This window comes from Pseudomonas sp. FP1154, assembly GCF_030687245.1.
GTDB lineage: Bacteria > Pseudomonadota > Gammaproteobacteria > Pseudomonadales > Pseudomonadaceae > Aquipseudomonas > Aquipseudomonas rhizophila.
In genome coordinates this window covers 5549179-5568061 of the sequence record NZ_CP117465.1, presented here as the reverse complement: position 1 = coordinate 5568061, position 18883 = coordinate 5549179, and the positions used below count along the sequence as shown (strand labels likewise).

Here is an 18883-nt window from a genome sequence, read left to right as displayed (position 1 = left end):
GCTGCCTGATCGCCTCGCCATCACCCGCCGTTTCCCCTTTAATCTTTCCTTAACCCACCCCCTCCAGACTGATGATCGTATTTCTCGATATTTCAAAGCAAAATTTTCCGCTTTAAATCGATAGATAACTCGCTAGTCTTGGTCGCAGTTTTCACAGGATATGAGCAATGCAGCTACGCAACTCTTCTTCTCGCTATGGCTGGGTCAGCATCGTTTTGCACTGGGGCATTGCACTGGTGGTGTACGGGCTGTTCGCGCTGGGGCTGTGGATGGTCGGCTTGGATTACTACAGCACTTGGCGTAAAGACGCGCCGGACCTGCACAAGAGCATTGGCTTGGTTGCTGCTGGCAGTCATGTTGCTGCGGGTGATCTGGCGGGTTGTCAGTCCGCCACCACCGACCTTGTCAACCTATGGCCGCCTGACCCGCGTCGGCGCCAAGCTTGGCCATAGCGCACTGTATCTCGGGTTGTTCGCCGTGATGATTGCCGGTTACCTGATTTCCACCGCAGACGGTGTCGGGATTCCGGTGTTTGGTCTGTTTGAAGTACCCGCGCTGGTGTCCGGACTGCCCGATCAGGCAGACGTTGCCGGCCAGATTCACTTCTACCTGGCATGGGCGCTGGTAATTTTCTCCGGCCTCCATGCGTTGGCAGCATTGAAACACCACTTTATCGATCGTGACGCGACCCTCAAGCGCATGCTGGGACGCCAAGCCTGATGTTCAACCTCGACTCCAAAGGAATAGAAAGCATGTTGAAAAAAACGCTCGCCGCCCTGGCAATCGGTTCTGCCCTGCTGTCGGCCGGTCAGGCCATGGCTGCCGACTACGTGGTCGACAAGGAAGGCCAACACGCCTTCGTCGACTTCAAGATCAGCCACCTGGGCTATAGCTACATCACCGGTACCTTCAAGGACATCGACGGCAAGTTCAGCTTCGACGCCGCCAAGCCTGAAGACAGCAAGATCGAGTTCAACGTGAACACCGCCAGCGTGTTCACCAACCACGCCGAGCGCGACAAGCACATCGCCAGTGCTGACTTCCTGAACGCGAGCAAATTTGCCAAGGCCACCTTCGTGTCCACCAGCGTCAAATCCACCGGCAAGAACGCTGATGGCAAGGAAACCGCCGACGTGGCTGGTGACCTGACCCTGCTGGGCGTGACCAAGCCTGTCGTGGTCAAAGCCACCTTCCTGGGTGAAGGCAAGGACCCGTGGGGCGGCTACCGTGCCGGCTTCGAAGGGACCACCAGCATCAAGCGTTCCGATTTCGGCAAGCAGAAAGACCTGGGCCCAACGTCCGACGTGGTCGAGCTGTACGTTTCGTTTGAAGGTGTCAAAGCGAAATAACATTCGCGCCTGACAAAAAACGCCCCTGATCTTGGATCAGGGGCGTTTTTTATTGCCGTATGGAATCTTGTGAACCGCACATGACCCCTTGTGGGGGCGAGCCTGCTCGCGATAGCGGTGGGTTAGTCAACCTCTGTACTGGCTGAACCGACGCAATCGCGAGCAGGCTCGCTCCCACGGGGTGAAGTTGGCGTTACTCAAAAAAAATGCCCCTGATCGCGAGATCAGGGGCATTTTTACGGCTTGGAGAAACTCAGCGATTGCGGGTCAGCAGTGCCGGCTTCTCGCCCCGTGGACGGCTTGGCAGTTGATCCAGCTGTTCAGGCGTCGGGAATCGATCGATCTTCGACTCCTTGTGCATGATCTTCGGCTGGTTACCACGAGGGGCTTGCACGGCAGGTTCCTGACGAGGCTGCTCGTCACGTGCCGGGCGGCGAGGGCGGGAGTCTTCGCGGCGGGCCTGGCCGTCACGAGGTGCGCCGTTGCGCGGGCCGCTGCGCTTGGCCGGCGGGGTGCCGGTGGACGAGCCGTTGCTGTTGCGCGGGCCGTTCTGACGCCCCTGGGATTGGCCACGAGGAGCACCTGCGCCCGCCGCGCCCTGTGCCGGTGCGCCAGGACGACGTCCGCGACCCTGGGCGGGTTTCTGCTGCGGCACGTAATCGACGCGGTTGCCGAAGTTATCGATATCGTCGTCCAGGAACTCGTCCGGTGCGCGATCGGCAGCGGCACGTGGTGCCGGGCGCTGCTGTTCACGGGCCGGGGTACCTTCGCGAGGCTTGTGCTCGCGAGCCGGGCGTTCGCCGCGACTGGTGCTGGCCGATTTTTCCTTGCCCTTGTCCTTGCCTTTGTCTTTACGGCCGCCGCCACCACCGCCGCCGCCATTTGGACCGTCACCGCGAGGGCCACGGGCATTGCGTGGGTTGCGCACGTCCGGACGTTCACGCACTTCAGGCTTCTCGGCCTCGATGGTGCTGGCATCGAAGCCCATCAGGTCGCCATCGGCGATTTTCTGCTTGGTCATGCGCTCGATGCTTTTGAGCAGTTTCTCTTCGTCCGGCGCGACCAGCGAGATCGCTTCGCCCGAACGGCCGGCCCGGCCAGTACGACCGATACGGTGTACGTAGTCTTCATCGACGTTCGGCAACTCGAAGTTGACCACGTGGGGCAACTGGTCGATGTCCAGACCGCGAGCGGCGATGTCGGTGGCAACCAGAATGCGCACTTCGCCGGCCTTGAAGTCGGCCAAGGCCTTGGTGCGGGCGTTCTGGCTCTTGTTACCGTGGATCGCCACGGCCGGCAGGCCATGTTTGTCCAGGTACTCGGCCAGACGGTTGGCGCCGTGCTTGGTGCGGGTGAACACCAGGACCTGTTCCCAGGCGCCGGCGGTAATCAGGTGCGCCAACAGGGCACGCTTGTGGCTGGCCGCCAGGCGGAACACACGTTGTTCGATGCGCTCGACCGTGGTGTTTGGCGGTGTGACTTCAATGCGTTCCGGGTTGTGCAACAGCTTGCCGGCCAGGTCGGTGATGTCCTTGGAGAACGTCGCCGAGAACAGCAGGTTCTGACGCTTGGCGGGCAGGCGGGCCAGCACTTTCTTCACGTCATGGACAAAGCCCATGTCGAGCATGCGGTCGGCTTCGTCCAGCACGAGGATTTCCACGTGGGACAGATCGACGCTGCCCTGGCCGGCCAGGTCGAGCAAACGACCCGGACAGGCCACCAGCACGTCGACGCCACGGGCCATGGCCTGGACCTGAGGGTTCATGCCAACGCCGCCGAAAATGCAGGCACTGACGAATTTCAGGTCGCGAGCATAGATCTTGAAGCTCTCGTGTACCTGGGCCGCCAGTTCGCGGGTAGGGGTCAGGACCAGGACGCGCGGTTGGCGCGGGCCGTGACGCTGGGATTTGTCTGGGTGACCGTTGGGGAAAAGCCGCTCCAGGATAGGGAGGGCAAAACCACCGGTTTTACCAGTGCCTGTCTGCGCCGCGACCATCAGATCGCGACCTTGCAACACGGCGGGGATGGCCCGCTGTTGCACCGGGGTAGGCTGGGTGTAGCCGGCAGCCTCGATGGCGCGGACTAAAGCCTCGGAGAGACCGAGGGAAGCAAAGGACATGAGTAATCCTGTTTTAGTGAGGGCCTGGCCCAATGGGATAGTCTTGCCGGGCGCGAATGACGTTCAACAAAAAGACGTCATCCCGTCCGGTCCTGCCGAGTCTGGAAGGCAGGTCCGGACAGGGCTCGCGCGGGCTGGAAGCTGCGCTGTAGCGGTGTCGGGATGCCTTTTGCAAGACCGGGCGTCCGGGCGTGAGCCTGGCGGGAAGGCCGGAGTATAACAGAGCAAACGCCGTGCGCCGCTTTCCTGCTGCTCAACGGTTTATTTCAACGCTGCACCGGGCTGGACGGTTTGGTCCTGGCAGACGGAACGGCGCCATAGCGGGCGATCAGCTCGGCATAGGCCGGTTCGCGCTTGAAGCGCTTGAGCTCGGCGCTGAAGCGCTGCACCAGCAGATCCATCCCGGCGTTGCGCCGCACCGCCAGGTATTGGCTTTGACGGCTCACAACCACGGGGTTTTCGGTGATCTGGTCGCCCAGTTGCATTTGCTTGAGTACGTGCCGACCCACCCGGCGGTCGGTGATGAGCAGGTCAATCCGGCCCAGTTGCAACTTGCCAAAGTTGGCTTCATGGGTGGGTGCCGTCTCACGTTTGAACAGGGGCGATTCTCTGAAGGCCTGGCTGTACAGATAACCGGGCGAGGTGCCCACGGTCAGGCCGACCAAGTCATCGAGCGTGCGAAAGGGATGGGGGCGGGCGTTGGCGTAGAACATCACGAACTCCACGTCCGAGAGCGGTTCGCTGGGGTAAAGCAGCATGGCGTCGCGTTCGTTGCTGTGGAAAATGTCCAGCGCACCGTCCGCCAGGCCCTGCTCAAGCATCGCCAGGCAACGTTTCCACGGCAGCAGTTGCCATTGCACATCAATGCCCAGGCGCTTGAACACAATGGCGGTGGTTTCGTAGTCGAGTCCCAGGACCTGGCCGTTCTCTTCGTAGACATAAGGCGCCCAGGGTTCGGTGACAATGCGCAACTTCTCGGCCCGGGCATCCATGCTCAGGTACAGGAGGACAAAGGTGGTCAGTAACCGGGTGATGAAGGGCATGGCCTGAGGTTACGACGAGAGCTCATCAAATAGCTAGAGCCCTCTGGCCCGCGGCTTAATTGCCTTTTGCCTGCATTAGGTGCCGATAGATGGCTTCGCGGCGCTCGCCCAGCACCCAGCGAATCAGTGGGTGGTTGAGCCATCGTTTGAGTTCATGGTCTTTCAATGGCTCTTTCAGGCGATTTTCAACGTTCTCCCTGGCCTTTTCCCACCAGACCGGCGCGCAGGCCTGGTCGAACGGGTTGGTGTGACGGTAGCAGCCGTAGAGAATTTCGCGCATGAATTGCCGTTTATGGCTGGGTAACGCCACGGTAATCAATTTATAAGCCAGACGTTGCAATGTGGGCGGTCGGGGTAACGTCGCGGTGACTTGTCGGGTTTCATCCAGGGCCGATTGGCACATGGGCGCGGCATGATGTTTGTCGAGCCAAGCCTTGGTTTTGGCGCGGAACAGCTGTTTGCGGCTCCAGTAATGGTGAATCAGGTCCGGACATTCGCGCACGTGTACCGAACGATAGGCCGCCACCGAAAGGCAAAACTCTTCCAGCGTGTAGGCTCCGTTCGCCATGGGATAAAACTCGTCCATCAGGGCAATCGAGCGATCCAGAACTGATGCGTCGGTCCAATGAAGACCAATCACGCCCGAGTTCAACTGCGGCATGTTGTCATCCGCCAGTTGCCGTCGTTGCAGGGCTTGCGCCAGCGTTACGTAAAGTACGGCATCCTTGTTGGCGCCATAGTTCAGATCTACCGCGTTGCAGAGCAACGTGCCGGGCTGAATGCGCCGAAACAGCTCCAGAGGAGAGCAGTGGAAGAAGGTGTCGGTGTCGATCAGCAGTGCCAGCTCGACTTCCTCAAGCACCTTTTGCATGACTACATGCTTTGCACGAAAGTGATAGCCGTGCGGCTCGATCCAGGCCTGACGGGTTTCGTTGTCGAGGTGGCGTACGCGCACCGGGAGTCCAGCGTAGGGCATGGGATTGTCGGTAAATACTTGGATGTCCAGTGCCTCACCCGGGCTCTCGCGCAGTCCGGCCAAGGCGCTGGCAATGCTGAACACGGCTTCTTGATGATAGGTCTCGGCCCCGTAGACCAGATAAATGAGTTGTGGGGTCGTTAACCTTTGACCAATAGGCATCTACTGCATCCCTCCAGATATTTCGGGTAGAAAAAAGGCCTTGGGTTTTCGCCAAGGCCTCTTTGTACCGCCCAATTAAGACATTAACGCGGCAGTTTGAGGTTATTCCATACTGCGAGGCTGGGCTCGGCTTGGTTCAGGGTATAGAAATGCAGCCCCGGTGCCCCGCCTTGTAACAAGCGTTCACACATTTGTGTGATGACTTGCTCTCCGAAGCTTTGGATGCTGGATGTGTCGTCGCCGTAGGCTTCCAGCTGCTTGCGGATCCAGCGTGGGATTTCTGCCCCGCAGGCGTCGGAAAAACGCGCGAGTTTGCTGTAGTTGGTGATTGGCATGATCCCCGGCACGACAGGAATGTCGACGCCCATCTTGCGTACGCGGTCGACAAAGTAGAAGTAGCTGTCAGCGTTGAAGAAGTACTGGGTGATCGCGCTGTTGGCGCCGGCGTTGGCCTTGCGTACGAAGTTGAGCAGGTCGTCTTCGAAGTTGCGTGCCTGGGGGTGCATCTCTGGGTAGGCCGCCACTTCGATATGGAAGTGCTCACCGGTTTCTTCACGAATGAATTCAACCAGGTCGTTGGCGTGGCGCAGTTCACCGCTCGCCATGCCCATACCCGAGGGCAGGTCACCGCGCAGGGCCACGATACGGGTGATGCCGGCAGCCTTGTACTGGCTCAACAGGCTGCGCAGATCGGCTTTGCTGTCACCCACGCAGGACAGGTGCGGGGCGGCGGGGATTTTGACTTCACTTTCGAGCTGCAACACGGTGTTGATCGTGCGGTCACGGGTCGAACCGCCAGCGCCATAGGTGCAGGAGAAGAAGTCGGGGTTGTAGCTCGCCAACTGACGGGCAGTGGCGATCAGTTTTTCATGCCCAGCATCGGTCTTCGTCGGGAAGAACTCGAAGCTGTAGCGACGGTCTTGGGACATGGTCATATCCTTGGAAACTCGTAGGCCGGGGAGGCTTGCATATCCCTTGCGGGAGCGGACTCATGTGGGAGCGAGCCTGCTCGCGATTGGCATCACCTCGGTCTGACAGTCAGATCGAGGTGTCTGCATCGCGAGCAGGCTCGCTCCCACAGGTCCGCTCCACCAAGGAGGCAGCGCCGATCAGTACCGGTAGGCGTGGGGCTTGAACGGGCCTTCGACGGTCACGCCGATGTAGTCAGCCTGTTGCTTGGTCAGTTTGGTGACCACGCCGCCGAAACCGCGGACCATTTCCAGGGCCACTTCTTCGTCGAGTTTCTTGGGCAGCACTTCCACGGTCAGGCGCTCGGCTTTCTGGGCTGGCGACAGGTCGGCGTATTTCTGGCCGAACAGGAAAATCTGCGCCAGGACCTGGTTGGCAAACGAGCCGTCCATGATGCGGCTTGGGTGGCCGGTGGCGTTGCCCAGGTTCACCAGGCGGCCTTCGGCCAGCAGGATCAGGTAGTCATCGTTCTGTGGGTCGAAGCTGCCGGCGCCGGTGCGATGCACCTTGTGGACCTGTGGCTTCACTTCTTCCCACGCCCAGTTCTTGCGCATGAAAGCAGTGTCGATTTCATTGTCGAAGTGGCCGATGTTGCAGACCACGGCGCGCTTTTTCAGGGCCTTGAGCATGTTCGCGTCGCAGACATTGACGTTACCGGTGGTGGTCACGATCAAGTCGATCTTGCCCAGCAGCGCTTTGTCGATGCTTGCTTCGGTGCCATCGTTGTTACCGTCGATGAACGGCGAAACCAGCTCGAAGCCGTCCATGCAGGCCTGCATGGCGCAGATCGGGTCAACTTCGGACACCTTGACGATCATGCCTTCCTGGCGCAGGGACTGAGCCGAGCCCTTGCCCACGTCACCGTAGCCGATCACCAGCGCCTGCTTGCCCGACAGCAGGTGGTCGGTACCGCGCTTAATGGCGTCGTTGAGGCTGTGACGGCAGCCGTACTTGTTGTCGTTCTTGCTCTTGGTCACCGAGTCGTTGACGTTGATGGCCGGGATCTTCAGTTCGCCCTTGGCCAGCATGTCCAGCAGGCGGTGTACGCCGGTGGTGGTCTCTTCGGTCACGCCGTGGACGTTGTCCAGTACGGCTGGGTATTTCTTGTGCAGCAGTTCGGTCAGGTCACCGCCGTCGTCAAGAATCATGTTGGTGGCCCATGGCTGGCCATCCTTGAGGATGGTCTGCTCCAGGCACCATTCGTATTCCTCTTCGGTCTCGCCCTTCCAGGCAAATACCGGGATACCGGCAGCGGCAATGGCGGCAGCGGCCTGGTCCTGGGTCGAGAAGATGTTGCAGGACGACCAGCGCACTTCCGCACCCAGGGCAACCAGGGTTTCGATCAGCACGGCGGTCTGAATGGTCATGTGGATGCAGCCGAGGATCTTCGCGCCCTTGAGCGGTTGCTCGCCGGCGTATTTGCGACGCAGACCCATCAGGGCTGGCATTTCGGATTCGGCGATGATGATTTCGCGACGACCCCAGGCAGCCAGGGACATGTCAGCGACTTTGTAATCGGTAAAATCTGCAGGCGTGATAACAGCGCTCATGAAGAGCCTCCATTCGTAATGTATGCGAATGGGCGCCGTTGTGCGTTTAGTGTCCGTGCGGGGAGCCCCGTACAAACAACGCCCCATCCGAGCCTGACAGGTCGAACCTGCTGCAGCGCCCCTCGGACAGGTGGCGGGAACGGTCCAAAGCGAGGACCGAGGTAAAGCGGTGGCGATTATAACGGGCTAATCGGATCTTCCAAAGGGTTTCTGTCGGCAAATCAAAATTGCCGATGATCGTTATTGGGACCCCGACATAGAGCCACGCTGCCCGGTCTGCCATGATGCAGGCATCCATCGGCCAGACGCTCAGGAGTGAACATGAATTTCCACACCCGCAAGTGGGTCAAGCCCGAAGACCTCAACCCCAACGGCACGCTGTTTGGCGGCAGTCTGTTGCGCTGGATCGACGAGGAAGCGGCGATCTATGCCATTGTCCAGCTCGGCAACCAGCGTGTGGTTACCAAATACATCTCCGAAATCAACTTCGTCAGCGCTTCGCGTCAGGGCGACATCATCGAACTGGGCATCACCGCCACCGAATTCGGCCGCACCTCGATCACCCTGACCTGCGAAGTGCGCAACAAGATCACCCGTAAAAGCATCCTCACCGTGGAGAAGATGGTCTTCGTCAATCTTGGGGAAGATGGCCTGCCGGCGCCGCACGGCCGGACCGAGATCAAGTACGTCAAGGATCAGTTCCAGGACGATATTGCCAGTGCATGAGATCGGCGGCGTCGCCAATCGCGCGCAGGCTCGCTCTCACATGGACTTGCGGTCGGTCGCAGCATTGTTGTCTACCACCCATCCCTTGTGAGAGCGAGCCTGCTCGCGACGGCAGTGCCAAGCTCCTGGATTTCATCCGCCACTGAACAGCTCCGAAGGCCGCGTGTCGTAGGTACATCACGCCACCGGTTCAGGAGCTCCATGGACACTCGTAAAGACGGCAAGACACCTGATCTTTCGGCACAGGAAAAGCACGAAGTCGACCGCAATCAGCCACCGCGGGCCGCAGTGCTGCATGAAATTATCCGGACCCAGGGCAATCAGGAACTGGAGCGCAGTGTCGCCGCGCTTTGGTGGTCGGCCCTGGCCGCCGGGTTGACCATGGGCCTGTCGCTGATGGCGATGGGGCTGCTCAATTCCCGCTTGCCCGAGGGTGAAGCCTTCAAGGTGATCGCCAGCTTCGGCTACTGCGCCGGTTTTCTCGCGGTGATTCTTGCCCGCCAGCAGCTATTCACCGAAAACACCTTGACCGCCGTGCTGCCCATCATGAGCAAACCCCACCTTGGGCAACTTCGGCCGTCTGTTCCGCCTGTGGGGGGTGGTGCTGGTGGGGAACCTGTGCGGGACCTTGCTGGTGGCCTATGTGATGCTGCATCTGCCGATTTTCGACCGCCGCACCGATATGGCTTTTCTGGAGATCGGTCGCAAGGTCATGGAAAACGACACTGGCCAGATGTTCGCCAAGGGCATCATTTCAGGCTGGATGATCGCCACCATGGTCTGGATGATCCCGTCCATGGAGAAGCGCCAAGATGTGGATCATCATCCTCATCACCTACCTGATGGCGCTTGGGGATTTCACCCACATTGTCGTCGGCTCGGCCGAAGTGTCCTATCTGGTGTTCGCCGGCCAGCTGTCGTGGGCGGACTTCTGGATGGTGTTTGCCGGGCCGACCCTGGCAGGGAACATCATTGGTGGCAGTTTCATCTTTGCGCTGCTGAGTCATGCCCAGGTGCGGAGCGAGACCGGCCAGCCTAGTCGGCCACACCCACCAGGGCGTCCTGACGACGCTGACGATAAATAAAATACAGTGCTGTCAACACGGTCAGCCCGCCCACCAGCGCGCCGGTCCATGGCAGGTCCGCCAGATCGGCACCGCTGGCCACCACCAGGCCGCCAATCCAGGCACCAGATGCGTTGCCAAGGTTGAACGCGCTCTGGTTCAGGGTCGAGCCCAGGTTCGGCGCTTCTTGGGCCTGGTCGATGATCAGCAATTGCAGGATCGGACACAGGGCAAAGGCGAACACACCCCATAGGACCAGGGTAATCGCTGCTGGAACCACAGACCGGCTGGTCTGGCTGAACGCGGCCAGCACCAGCACCACCGCCAGGGCCATGGCTACCAGCGAAGGCAGCAGGCGCCGGTCCGCCAGCCGTCCGCCGAGGAAACTGCCCGCTGTCAGGCCGACACCGAACAGCAGCAGCATGAGCGTGATGCCGTGGGGGCTGACTCCCGTGATGTCCTGCAGGATCGGCGCGATGTAGGTGAACACGCTGAACAGGCTGGTGGAGGCCAGCACGCTCATGCCCAGGGCCAGCAGCACGTTGGCCTTGCCCAGCACTCTGAACTCGCTGGCCAGATTGGCCTTCTCCATGGGAATTTCCCGGGGCAGCCAGACCCATTGGGCAAGGGCGGCAATGATCCCGATGACCGATACCGCCCAGAAGGTCGAGCGCCAGCCGGCATATTGGCCCAACGCAGTGCCCAAGGGCACGCCCAGTACATTGGCCAGGGTCAGTCCTGTGAACATCATCGCAATGGCTTGGGCCCGTTTGTTCGGTGCCACCAGTCCGGCCGCGACCACCGAGCCGATCCCGAAGAATGCCCCGTGGCACAGTGCGGTGATGACCCGGGCGGCCATCAGTGTGGCGTAGTTCGGCGCCAGGGCGCAGAGCACGTTGCCGACGATGAACATCAGCGTCATGCCCAGCAGCGTTGCCTTGCGCGGCATGTTGGCGGTGCCGATGGCCAGGATCGGCGCGCCGAACACCACGCCCAGGGCGTACCCGGTAATCAGCAGCCCGGCCTGGGGAATGCTCACGGCCAGGTCACGGGCGACATCGGGCAACAGCCCCATGATGACGAATTCGGTGGTGCCGATGCCAAAAGCGGCGACGGCCAAAGCAAGCAAGGCGAGTGGCATGCGCAAAGTCTCTGTCTGTAGTCTTGACGCTCTGATCAGGCATACGCATGCCGATGCGCCGGTTCGGATGAAACGGGGCAGCAGCAAAATTATTGGAATTGGTTTATGCGCAACTGAGTGCGGCGTGGTCGTTTGCAGTATAAACGGGCGCTGATGGATGGCGAATCAATTCTCTGGACGCAATAAGGAGCTTGCTGTGCTGGCAACGGCCTTGGTATTGGTCGCCGCGCTGTTGCATGCGGCATGGAATACGCTGATCAAGTTCAGTGGCGAGCGTTTGCTGGTGGTGGCGTGCATGGACAGCGTCGCGTTGCTGTTCGTGGTGCTGGTGCTGGGCTTCGTGGCGTTGCCACCGCTGGAGATCTGGCCGTGGATCCTGGCGTCGGCGGCATTCGAGCTGTTGTACCGCTATCTGTTGATCCAGGCGTATCGGGTGGGTGACCTGGGGCTGGTCTATCCGCTGATGCGTGGTCTGTCGCCATTGGTGGTGCTGGCTTTGACGTTGATCTTCGCCGGAGAAGTGCTGACAACCCATCAGATCATCGGCATCTTGCTGATCCCGTTCGGCATGCTGTGCCTGTTGTGGCAGGGCGGTGGTGGCGAACGGTTGCCCTGGTCGATGCTACCGGTGGTGGCGCTGATCGGCCTGTGCATCGGCTGCTACACCTTTATTGACGGCCATGCCCTTCGGCGCTGGCCCCGGCCACTGGATTACCTGGCCTGGGTCACGCTGCTCAGTGCCTGGCCCTTTCCGTTGCTGGCGCTGGTGCGCAAACGACCTGCGTTCATGCTGTTCTGGCGTGAACAGTGGCGGCTGGGGCTGGCGGTCGGGTTTTGCGTATTGTTGAGCTACGCTCTGGTGCTGTGGGCCATGCAACTGGGCTCGATTGCCGAAGCGGCTGCGCTGCGGGAGATCAGCGTGATCCTGGTAGTCTTGTTTGGCATGCGCTACCTGAAAGAACCTTTCGGCCGGCCGCGGCTCTTAGCCTGCGGGCTGGTGCTGATTGGCATGTTGGTGATGAAATTCTGACCAGTGCCTCGATTCTTGTTTTTCTATAACACTCAAAGAAGGAACTGCTTCATGACGGTTGCCCTGTGGTGCATTTTGATTGCCTTTCTCCTGCCTTACCTGTGCATTGCGATCGCCAAGGCCGGTGGAAAGTACCGGTTGAGCGACAACCACGACCCTCGGGATTTTCTGGACTCGCTCGAAGGAGCCCCCCGGCGTGCATACGCCGCGCAACTGAACAGCTTTGAAATCGCCCCGTTTTTCGCCGCTGCCGTGATCGTCGCGCACCTGGCCGGCAATGCCGAGCTTGTGACCATCAACGTGCTGGCGGTGCTGTTTATCACCAGTCGTCTGCTGTACATCATCTGCTATCTGGCGGACTGGGCGATCTTGCGTTCGCTGGTGTGGTTCGTGGGGGTAGGGTTGGTGTTGAGTTTCTTCTTCGTTTCGGTCTGAGCCTGGCGGTTGAGTCCCGTTGTCTGTGCTGGCCCCATCGCGAGCAGGCTCGCTCCCACAGTTGATCTCCAGTGGACACATGTTTTGTGTACGACTAGATCCAATGTGGGAGCGAGCCTGCTCGCGATGGGGCCGGTACAGTCAGCCCACTTCTCAGGGATTGGCGGTGACCGTATTGGCAACCTGCGGCACCTGCGGCAATGCCATGCCCTTGGGCCACAGCATCCAGATCTGCCCCTGTTGTTTCATATCCCCGGCCAGGTTTCCCGCTGCTTCGCCGGTGCCCCAGAACAGATCCGCCCGTACTTCGCCGGCAATTGCGCCGCCGGTGTCCTGAGCCGCGACCGGGCGGTTCAATGCACTGCCGTCAGGGCGGGTGGTGGACAACCACAACAGGCTTCCCAGAGGAATCACCTTGCGATCCACCGCCACGCTGTAGCCGGCGGTCAGCGGCACATTCAGTGAACCCCGTGGCCCTTCGTTGCTGTCGGGGTTGCGGTTGAAAAACACGTAGCTGGGGTTGCTGCCCAGTAATTCGGGAATCCGGTTCGGGTTGGCTTTTGCCCAGGCACTGATGGTGCCCATGGTCACCTCTTCTTTCTTCAGTTCGCCCTGTTCGACCAGCCAGCGCCCGATGGGCCGGTAGGGGTGGCCGTTCTGGTCGGCATAGCCGATGCGCAACTGGCGGCCGTCATCGAGTCGAATGCGGCCCGAGCCCTGGATTTGCAGGAATTGCAGGTTCATCGGGTCTGTCAGCCAGGCGATCACCGGAGCCTTCACCCCGTTGGTTTCGATGGTGGCCGCGTCGTCGTAGGGCTTGAGCACTCGGCCTTCGAGGCGACCGCGCAGGCGCTTGCCCTTGAGCTCGGGGTAAATACTGTCCAGCGACACGATGATCATGTCCTCCGGAACCCCGTACACCGGGATGTTGGCGCTGGCAGTCTGGGTGAGGCTGCCGGGGTAGACCGGTTCGTAATAACCGGTAATCAGACCGTTGGGGCTGTTGTCACCCGAGCGCAGGCCGTAGACATCCAGGTTCTGCTTCAGAAAGCTGCGCACATCTACAGCGGTCAGCGGCACATTGGCCGCCGCCGCGCAGGTGGCACCCCACACCGCGTCGGCCTTGAGCCGGTTGCAGGCGCTGCGCCAGGAGCCAAAGCCCGCCAGCAGGTCTTCGTCGGACACCGATGGCAAGGCTTCCCACGGTGCGCTGACATAAGTAGCGACGGCGTGGGTCTGGGGCTCTTCGGCTTTGTCGCCGCGATTGCAACCGGCCAACAGCGCGATAAGCGGTAGGGTCAGCGCCAGGCCTTTGTGCCAGGTCTTGAAACTGTGCATGAGATTTCCTTGCCGGTCGTACGGACGCTCCAGGCGTCCAGACAACCCGTATTGATAATAGGGCTATTGGTCTTTGCCGATGACCCGAGGATACTAACCGCCGTTTCCTGCTCCGAGGCCAAGATGTTTGTAAAACGATTTTCCATGGCCGTGCTGGCCTGCCTGATGTTGTCCGCCTGTGGCGGTGTCGATCCCAATTCCCCGCTGGGCCAACGCAAAGCGATCTTCAAGCAGATGCTCAAGACCAACGAAGAGCTCGGTGGCATGCTGCGCGGTCGCATCCCGTTCGACGGCCCGCGCTTTGCCGAGGGCGCGGTGCAACTTGATCAACTGTCCCGCGAGCCGTGGAAGCATTTCCCGCAAGTGCGTGAAGAAGACCACACCAGTGCCCGGGATGAGGTCTGGCAAAAACAGGCGCGTTTCCAGGAACTGGCCCGCAGCCTTGAAGCCGCCACCGGTGAGTTGGTAACCGCCAGCAAGGTCCAGCCGTACAGGGCCAGCAACCTGGGGCCTGCGGTGCAGAAAGTAGAGGACGCGTGCAGTGCCTGCCATAAAGAGTTTCGGGATTATTGAGTAGGGGCAGCTACAAGTTTTTAGCTGCAAGCTGCAAGTGTGAAGCTTGGGGCTTGCAGCTTGAAACTTGCCGCTTATTTATCCAACTCATCCACCGCTTCCTGCAACTCTTTGCGCGAAGCCGCCAGCTTGTCCTTGCGTTTGTTGATCCGCTGCGCGTCGCCTTTTTTCATGGCTTTGTCCAGATCGGCCTGACGCTGGTTGACTTCGTGCTTGGCTTCAAGAACCTTGTTTTCACGTTCCTTGCGCAGGGACGCGTCGGTGCAATGGGTGGTGACCTGGCTTAATGCTGTTTCCAGGCCGGCTTGCTGGTCTTTGTTGTCGCGGGACTTGGCCAGCTCGATTTGATTGATGATGCCCTGGCGCTTAGCTGCGCAGCCGGTGAGCTCCGGTGTTTGCTCGGCTGCCATCAGGGGGGCGGCCATAGCGCTGCATAGTGTCAGCAGTGCGATAGGAGACAGGAAATTCATAGCAACTCCGTGAAAACTCGCGAACGGTCGGTATAGATGCGCTGTTGGAGCGCATGTTTACCCCTTGGGTTCAACTGTGGGACCTGGATTAAAAACCGTCGACCCCGGCACCCGTTAGTACTTCACTTAACGCCAGCACCTGTGGGTCGCGAAAAAAAGCCCTCAGTTGCGCGGCGCGTCCCGGGCCGATACCGGCTTCGGCTTGCCAATGTTCGATGTCGCGCTCGGCAAGCACCTGCCATGGCCCTTCCAGCCGGACCTCGCCGGTGGGTGGCAGGCCAAGAGCCTTGAGCCACTGCCCAAAAGGACGTTGCCGGGCGCTGTGCAGGCTGTCGAGCAAGCGGGCGCTGCTGCGTTCGCCGAAGCCGGCAATGTTAGCAAGCTCGTCGGCATCGAGGGTCATCCAATCCAGCAAACCATTGAGTCGACCGGCGGCCAGGAGTTTTTCCCAGGTGCCCGGGCCGACATGGGGCAGGGCTAACCCGTGCTTGCCGCTGAGCCAGCCCAGGCGCGCCAGAAACTGGCTTTCGCAGCCGGGTGTCGGCTGCCAGCAACTTAAAAAGTGATAATCGGCTGCCGCTGGGGCGTTCACGTCCTGGCGCTCGACACTACGCAACACGACGCTGTCCAGGCGTGGAATGGTCAGCCCGGCCAGGCTGATGGCGACCCGGTCGCCAGGACGAATGTCCATTTGCTCCCAGCGTTTGAGGGTGCTGACGCTCACGCGGCGGATTCTTCGGTCGTCGAGCATGGCAGGTTCAAGTTCCAGCACGGGCGTGATGCGCCCGGTACGACCGATCTTGAAGCGCACGTTGCGCACCTCGGCCAGGGCCTGGGCATAGGGGTACTTCCAGGCCACGCTCCAGAACGGCGCCCGGGCTTGCCAGCGGTCAGCCGGTGGGCGGCGGCTTTGGCGCAAGACGATGCCATCGCTGGCAAAGGGCAGGGGCGTGCGATACCAGTGGTTGCGCCAGTGCTCGACGTCGTCCAATGCCTGAACGGGCTGGCTGTAGCCGATGGTGTCGGCGAAGCCCAGCGCCTGCAGGGTCGCCTCCCGTTCGGGCAGCGTGGCCGGTCCGTCAGGCCAGTCCCAGACAAACAGGCCGATGTCCGCCCCTTCTTGCGCGGTCAAATTCGTGCGCGCCATCAGCCCCGCCACGGTCGCCCGGGCGTTGAGACTGCCGTTGCTGGCCTGGACATGGGCAATCAGCCGCCAGTACAGCTCACCCTGAACGACCAGGTCCAATGGCTGATTCAACCGTTGCGGGATGGCGTTGATTTTGTGCGCAGCCCAGGTCCAGTCTTGCCCCTGGACACCATCACCGCGGCTGATCGCCTGATGCAGGCGCCCCCCGCGATAGATCAGAGTCACGGCCACGCCATCGACTTTCGGTTGGACCCAGAGGTCTTCTCGGCCTTGTAGCCACGCCTTGACCGCGGCGGCATCCTTGAGTTTGTCCAGGCCGGTGTGTGCAACCGGGTGTGGCACTTTCCCGCCCGCCGTACGCAGGGGGAAACTGGGTGCCACAAAGTCAAAGCAGTCGCGCCAATGGCCCAATTGGATGCGGGATTGATCGTAGAGCTCATCGGCTACCAGTGATCGGCCGAGACGGTGGTAGCTGTCATCCCACGAGTCGATTCGCTGCTGCAGGGCGGTGATTTCCGCCTGGGCGCGTCCGAGGGGCCAGTCGGGACAAGGCGCGGCAATGACAGGGGAGCAGATGAATATAAGACAGGCCAATAGGCGTGATAACGGCAGCATCGAAGCATCCTTGCTTGGTGGTGTGCTTGAAGGCTAGTCACTGTCACAGAAGGTGCGAGGCTGGGAGCGTTACCGGATTTTGCAGGGGGCGATAGCGAAGTCGTGGCGGTACAGTGCAGGGTGATTTGGTTGCGCAACTGTGCCTTGAACCCATCAGGGGCGAGTGCAGAATGGGGGCTCGATCCGCTCTGCCAGGCGTGCATCCCTATGGACCTGACGACCCTCGCTGTTTTCATCCCGGCCTGCTTCGCGCTGAACATGGCGCCGGGGCCGAATAACCTGCTGTCCATCAGCAACGCCTCGCGTTATGGCTTCGTCCGGGCGTGCAGCGGTGGCATTGGCCGGTTGCTGGCGTTTGCACTCATGATTGCCCTGGCAGCGGTGGGATTGACCGCTGTGCTGCATACCTCGGAACTGTTGTTCCTGGGGATCAAGTTCGTGGGTGCCGCTTATCTGTTCTACCTTGCCGTGCAATTGTGGCGGGCGCAGCCAGAAGCCGGCGCTGAAACGGCGGTCACTTCGATGAGCGTGACCCGCCTGGCACGCCAGGAGTTTCTGGTGGCGATCGGCAACCCGAAGGCGATCCTGTTGTTCACCGCCTTCCTGCCGCAGTTCGTCGACCGCGCCAGCACTGTCACCCAGCAGTTCGCCGTGCTGGGCGGCCTGTTCCTGGCGCTGGAGTGCATTGCCATCGGGTTGTATTGCTACATGGGGATTTATGCGCGGCGGCTGTTTGCCCGGCCGAGCGGCAAACGTCTGTTCAATCGCCTGTGTGCGGGGCTGCTGGCCAGTGCGGCTTCGTTCTTGCTGGTGGCGCGACGGTCTTGAAGTCGATGGTCCCTTGCTCCCACAGATAAGTGCCCAAGCGACAAATGCTTGCATGGCTTAACCCCCCTGAATGGGTATGAACCGGACATGAAAAAGCCCCTGACGACCCAGTCGCCAGGGGCTTTTCGTACCCGCAGTTTTTACAGGCCGGCAGCGGCGCGCAGGGCGTCGGCGCGGTCGGTTTTTTCCCAGGTGAAGGTGGTGAAGGTGTCGTCACCGACCGTCTTGGTTTGCGGCGTGCGGCCGAAGTGGCCGTAGGCGGCGGTGTCCTGGTACATCGGGTGCAGCAGGTCGAGCATGGTGGTGATGGCGTACGGACGCAGGTCGAACACTTCACGAACCAGCTTGATGATCTTGTCATCGCCGATCTTGCCGGTGCCGAAGGTGTTCAGCGAGATCGAGGTAGGCTGAGCAACGCCGATGGCATAGGAAACCTGGATCTCGCAGCGCTCGGCCAGGCCGGCGGCCACGATGTTCTTGGCCACATAACGACCGGCATAGGCTGCCGAACGGTCGACCTTCGATGGATCCTTGCCGGAGAACGCGCCACCGCCGTGACGGGCCATGCCGCCGTAGCTGTCGACGATGATCTTGCGGCCGGTCAGGCCACAGTCGCCTACCGGGCCACCGATGATGAACTGGCCGGTCGGGTTGATGTGGAACTGGGTGTCCTTGGACAGCAGCTCGGCAGGCAGTACGTGCTTGACGATCAGCTCCATCACGCCTTCACGCAGGTCTTTATAGGACACTTCGGGGTTGTGCTGGGTCGACAGTACGACGGCATCGATACCGACAACCTTGCCGCCTTCGTAACGGCAAGTCACCTGGGACTTGGCATCCGGGCGCAGCCAAGGCAGCAGGCCGGATTTACGGGCTTCAGCCTGGCGTTGAACCAACTGGTGCGAGAAGGTGATCGGTGCTGGCATCAGCACGTCGGTCTCGTTGCTGGCGTAGCCGAACATCAGGCCCTGGTCGCCGGCACCCTGGTCTTCAGGCTTGGCGCGGTCAACACCCTGGTTGATGTCGGGGGACTGCTTGCCGATGATGTTCATCACGCCGCAGGTCGCGCCATCGAAGCCGACGTCGGAGCTGTTGTAGCCAATGCCCAGGATGACGTCACGGACGATCTGTTCCAGGTCGACCCAGGCTGAAGTGGTGACTTCGCCAGCGATGATCGCCACGCCCGTTTTCACCAGAGTTTCGCACGCCACGCGGGCGAACTTGTCTTCAGCAATGATGGCGTCCAGCACCGCATCAGAAATCTGGTCGGCGATTTTGTCCGGATGCCCTTCAGACACGGACTCGGAGGTGAAAAGGGAGTATTCGCTCATCTCGATGTTTTCCTACA

General features: G+C 60.7%; 16 protein-coding genes, 2 pseudogenes and 1 riboswitch. Of the genes and pseudogenes, 8 read left to right on the top strand and 10 right to left on the bottom strand.

Going from position 1 to position 18883, the window contains the following annotated elements:
- Positions 1 to 167 precede the first annotated feature (167 nt).
- Together PSH91_RS24920 and PSH91_RS24915 are read left to right on the top strand one after the other, a co-directional pair.
- Positions 168 to 720 (top strand): annotated as a pseudogene (locus PSH91_RS24920) (cytochrome b).
- A 32-nt stretch (positions 721 to 752) separates the two neighbouring features.
- Positions 753 to 1349 (top strand): YceI family protein, encoded by a 597-nt coding sequence (locus PSH91_RS24915; RefSeq protein ID WP_047226959.1) that lies wholly within the window; start codon positions 753 to 755, stop codon positions 1347 to 1349.
- Between the two features lie 253 nt (positions 1350 to 1602).
- Here the strand turns inward: PSH91_RS24915 and PSH91_RS24910 are convergent, their stop codons facing one another.
- From PSH91_RS24910 to ahcY, 5 genes are all read right to left on the bottom strand, one after another.
- Complete coding sequence (locus tag PSH91_RS24910; RefSeq protein ID WP_047230429.1) at positions 1603 to 3468, bottom strand: DEAD/DEAH box helicase; 1866 nt, start codon at positions 3466 to 3468, stop codon at positions 1603 to 1605.
- Between the two features lie 266 nt (positions 3469 to 3734).
- Positions 3735 to 4511: a transporter substrate-binding domain-containing protein gene (locus PSH91_RS24905; RefSeq protein WP_107323034.1), complete on the bottom strand. Its 777-nt coding sequence runs from the start codon at positions 4509 to 4511 to the stop codon at positions 3735 to 3737.
- A gap of 55 nt (positions 4512 to 4566) precedes the next feature.
- Positions 4567 to 5649, bottom strand: a complete 1083-nt coding sequence (locus PSH91_RS24900) for a hypothetical protein (RefSeq protein ID WP_305466905.1) — start codon at positions 5647 to 5649, stop codon at positions 4567 to 4569.
- Between the two features lie 83 nt (positions 5650 to 5732).
- Positions 5733 to 6578, bottom strand: coding sequence for a methylenetetrahydrofolate reductase [NAD(P)H] (gene metF, locus PSH91_RS24895; protein WP_047230426.1), 846 nt, complete (start codon positions 6576 to 6578; stop codon positions 5733 to 5735).
- A 180-nt stretch (positions 6579 to 6758) separates the two neighbouring features.
- Complete coding sequence (gene ahcY, locus PSH91_RS24890) at positions 6759 to 8168, bottom strand: adenosylhomocysteinase (RefSeq protein WP_076383373.1); 1410 nt, start codon at positions 8166 to 8168, stop codon at positions 6759 to 6761.
- Between the two features lie 23 nt (positions 8169 to 8191).
- Positions 8192 to 8298, bottom strand: a riboswitch (S-adenosyl-L-homocysteine riboswitch).
- Positions 8299 to 8489: 191 nt separating this feature from the next.
- On the opposite strand from ahcY, the gene PSH91_RS24885 reads away from it, so the two are divergent.
- Together PSH91_RS24885 and PSH91_RS24880 are read left to right on the top strand one after the other, a co-directional pair.
- Positions 8490 to 8894 carry an acyl-CoA thioesterase gene (locus tag PSH91_RS24885; RefSeq protein WP_047230424.1) on the top strand — a complete coding sequence of 135 codons (405 nt, stop codon included), beginning with the start codon at positions 8490 to 8492 and terminating at the stop codon, positions 8892 to 8894.
- Between the two features lie 201 nt (positions 8895 to 9095).
- A pseudogene (locus PSH91_RS24880) lies at positions 9096 to 9979 on the top strand (formate/nitrite transporter family protein).
- Here PSH91_RS24880 and PSH91_RS24875 read toward each other — a convergent pair.
- The gene (locus PSH91_RS24875) at positions 9930 to 11099 is read right to left on the bottom strand and encodes an MFS transporter (protein ID WP_047230422.1); all 1170 of its coding nucleotides are present in this window, start codon (positions 11097 to 11099) and stop codon (positions 9930 to 9932) included. The pseudogene PSH91_RS24880 and the gene PSH91_RS24875 sit on opposite strands and share 50 nt — an antisense overlap.
- Positions 11100 to 11295: 196 nt before the next feature.
- Between PSH91_RS24875 and PSH91_RS24870 the strand changes: the two genes are divergently transcribed.
- Positions 11296 to 12129, top strand: coding sequence for an EamA family transporter (locus PSH91_RS24870; RefSeq protein WP_047230421.1), 834 nt, complete (start codon positions 11296 to 11298; stop codon positions 12127 to 12129).
- Between the two features lie 51 nt (positions 12130 to 12180).
- Positions 12181 to 12564, top strand: a complete 384-nt coding sequence (locus PSH91_RS24865; protein WP_047230420.1) for an MAPEG family protein — start codon at positions 12181 to 12183, stop codon at positions 12562 to 12564.
- 153 nt (positions 12565 to 12717) lie between these two features.
- Here PSH91_RS24865 and PSH91_RS24860 read toward each other — a convergent pair whose 3' ends face one another.
- The gene (locus PSH91_RS24860) at positions 12718 to 13902 is read right to left on the bottom strand and encodes a murein transglycosylase A (protein WP_076383375.1); all 1185 of its coding nucleotides are present in this window, start codon (positions 13900 to 13902) and stop codon (positions 12718 to 12720) included.
- A gap of 123 nt (positions 13903 to 14025) precedes the next feature.
- Here PSH91_RS24860 and PSH91_RS24855 point away from each other — a divergent pair, with 123 nt between their 5' ends.
- Positions 14026 to 14475, top strand: a complete 450-nt coding sequence (locus PSH91_RS24855; protein ID WP_047230418.1) for a cytochrome c — start codon at positions 14026 to 14028, stop codon at positions 14473 to 14475.
- 74 nt (positions 14476 to 14549) lie between these two features.
- Here PSH91_RS24855 and PSH91_RS24850 read toward each other — a convergent pair whose 3' ends face one another.
- Both PSH91_RS24850 and ligB read right to left on the bottom strand, forming a co-directional pair.
- The gene (locus tag PSH91_RS24850) at positions 14550 to 14945 is read right to left on the bottom strand and encodes a DUF1090 domain-containing protein (protein ID WP_047230417.1); all 396 of its coding nucleotides are present in this window, start codon (positions 14943 to 14945) and stop codon (positions 14550 to 14552) included.
- 88 nt (positions 14946 to 15033) lie between these two features.
- Entirely contained in the window at positions 15034 to 16707 is a 1674-nt protein-coding gene (ligB, locus tag PSH91_RS24845; RefSeq protein ID WP_305466904.1) for an NAD-dependent DNA ligase LigB, read from the bottom strand.
- 207 nt (positions 16708 to 16914) lie between these two features.
- On the opposite strand from ligB, the gene PSH91_RS24840 reads away from it, so the two are divergent.
- A complete protein-coding gene (locus tag PSH91_RS24840; RefSeq protein WP_076383377.1) occupies positions 16915 to 17535 on the top strand; it encodes a LysE family translocator in 621 nt (206 codons plus the stop codon).
- Between the two features lie 140 nt (positions 17536 to 17675).
- On the opposite strand, the gene metK is transcribed toward PSH91_RS24840, so the two are convergent.
- Positions 17676 to 18866 (bottom strand): methionine adenosyltransferase, encoded by a 1191-nt coding sequence (metK, locus tag PSH91_RS24835; protein WP_047230414.1) that lies wholly within the window; start codon positions 18864 to 18866, stop codon positions 17676 to 17678.
- Positions 18867 to 18883: the final 17 nt, after the last annotated feature.

Excerpts from the sequence above, each read along its gene's own strand:
- PSH91_RS24915 (WP_047226959.1), top strand. The coding sequence starts at position 753 with ATGTTGAAAAAAACGCTCGCCGCCCTGGCAATCGGTTCTGCCCTGCTG.
- PSH91_RS24910 (WP_047230429.1), bottom strand. The coding sequence starts at position 3,468 with ATGTCCTTTGCTTCCCTCGGTCTCTCCGAGGCTTTAGTCCGCGCCATC.
- PSH91_RS24905 (WP_107323034.1), bottom strand. The coding sequence starts at position 4,511 with ATGCCCTTCATCACCCGGTTACTGACCACCTTTGTCCTCCTGTACCTG.
- PSH91_RS24900 (WP_305466905.1), bottom strand. The coding sequence starts at position 5,649 with ATGCCTATTGGTCAAAGGTTAACGACCCCACAACTCATTTATCTGGTC.
- metF (WP_047230426.1), bottom strand. The coding sequence starts at position 6,578 with ATGTCCCAAGACCGTCGCTACAGCTTCGAGTTCTTCCCGACGAAGACC.
- ahcY (WP_076383373.1), bottom strand. The coding sequence starts at position 8,168 with ATGAGCGCTGTTATCACGCCTGCAGATTTTACCGATTACAAAGTCGCT.
- PSH91_RS24885 (WP_047230424.1), top strand. The coding sequence starts at position 8,490 with ATGAATTTCCACACCCGCAAGTGGGTCAAGCCCGAAGACCTCAACCCC.
- PSH91_RS24875 (WP_047230422.1), bottom strand. The coding sequence starts at position 11,099 with ATGCCACTCGCCTTGCTTGCTTTGGCCGTCGCCGCTTTTGGCATCGGC.
- PSH91_RS24865 (WP_047230420.1), top strand. The coding sequence starts at position 12,181 with ATGACGGTTGCCCTGTGGTGCATTTTGATTGCCTTTCTCCTGCCTTAC.
- PSH91_RS24860 (WP_076383375.1), bottom strand. The coding sequence starts at position 13,902 with ATGCACAGTTTCAAGACCTGGCACAAAGGCCTGGCGCTGACCCTACCG.
- PSH91_RS24855 (WP_047230418.1), top strand. The coding sequence starts at position 14,026 with ATGTTTGTAAAACGATTTTCCATGGCCGTGCTGGCCTGCCTGATGTTG.
- PSH91_RS24850 (WP_047230417.1), bottom strand. The coding sequence starts at position 14,945 with ATGAATTTCCTGTCTCCTATCGCACTGCTGACACTATGCAGCGCTATG.
- ligB (WP_305466904.1), bottom strand. The coding sequence starts at position 16,707 with ATGCTGCCGTTATCACGCCTATTGGCCTGTCTTATATTCATCTGCTCC.
- PSH91_RS24840 (WP_076383377.1), top strand. The coding sequence starts at position 16,915 with ATGGACCTGACGACCCTCGCTGTTTTCATCCCGGCCTGCTTCGCGCTG.
- metK (WP_047230414.1), bottom strand. The coding sequence starts at position 18,866 with ATGAGCGAATACTCCCTTTTCACCTCCGAGTCCGTGTCTGAAGGGCAT.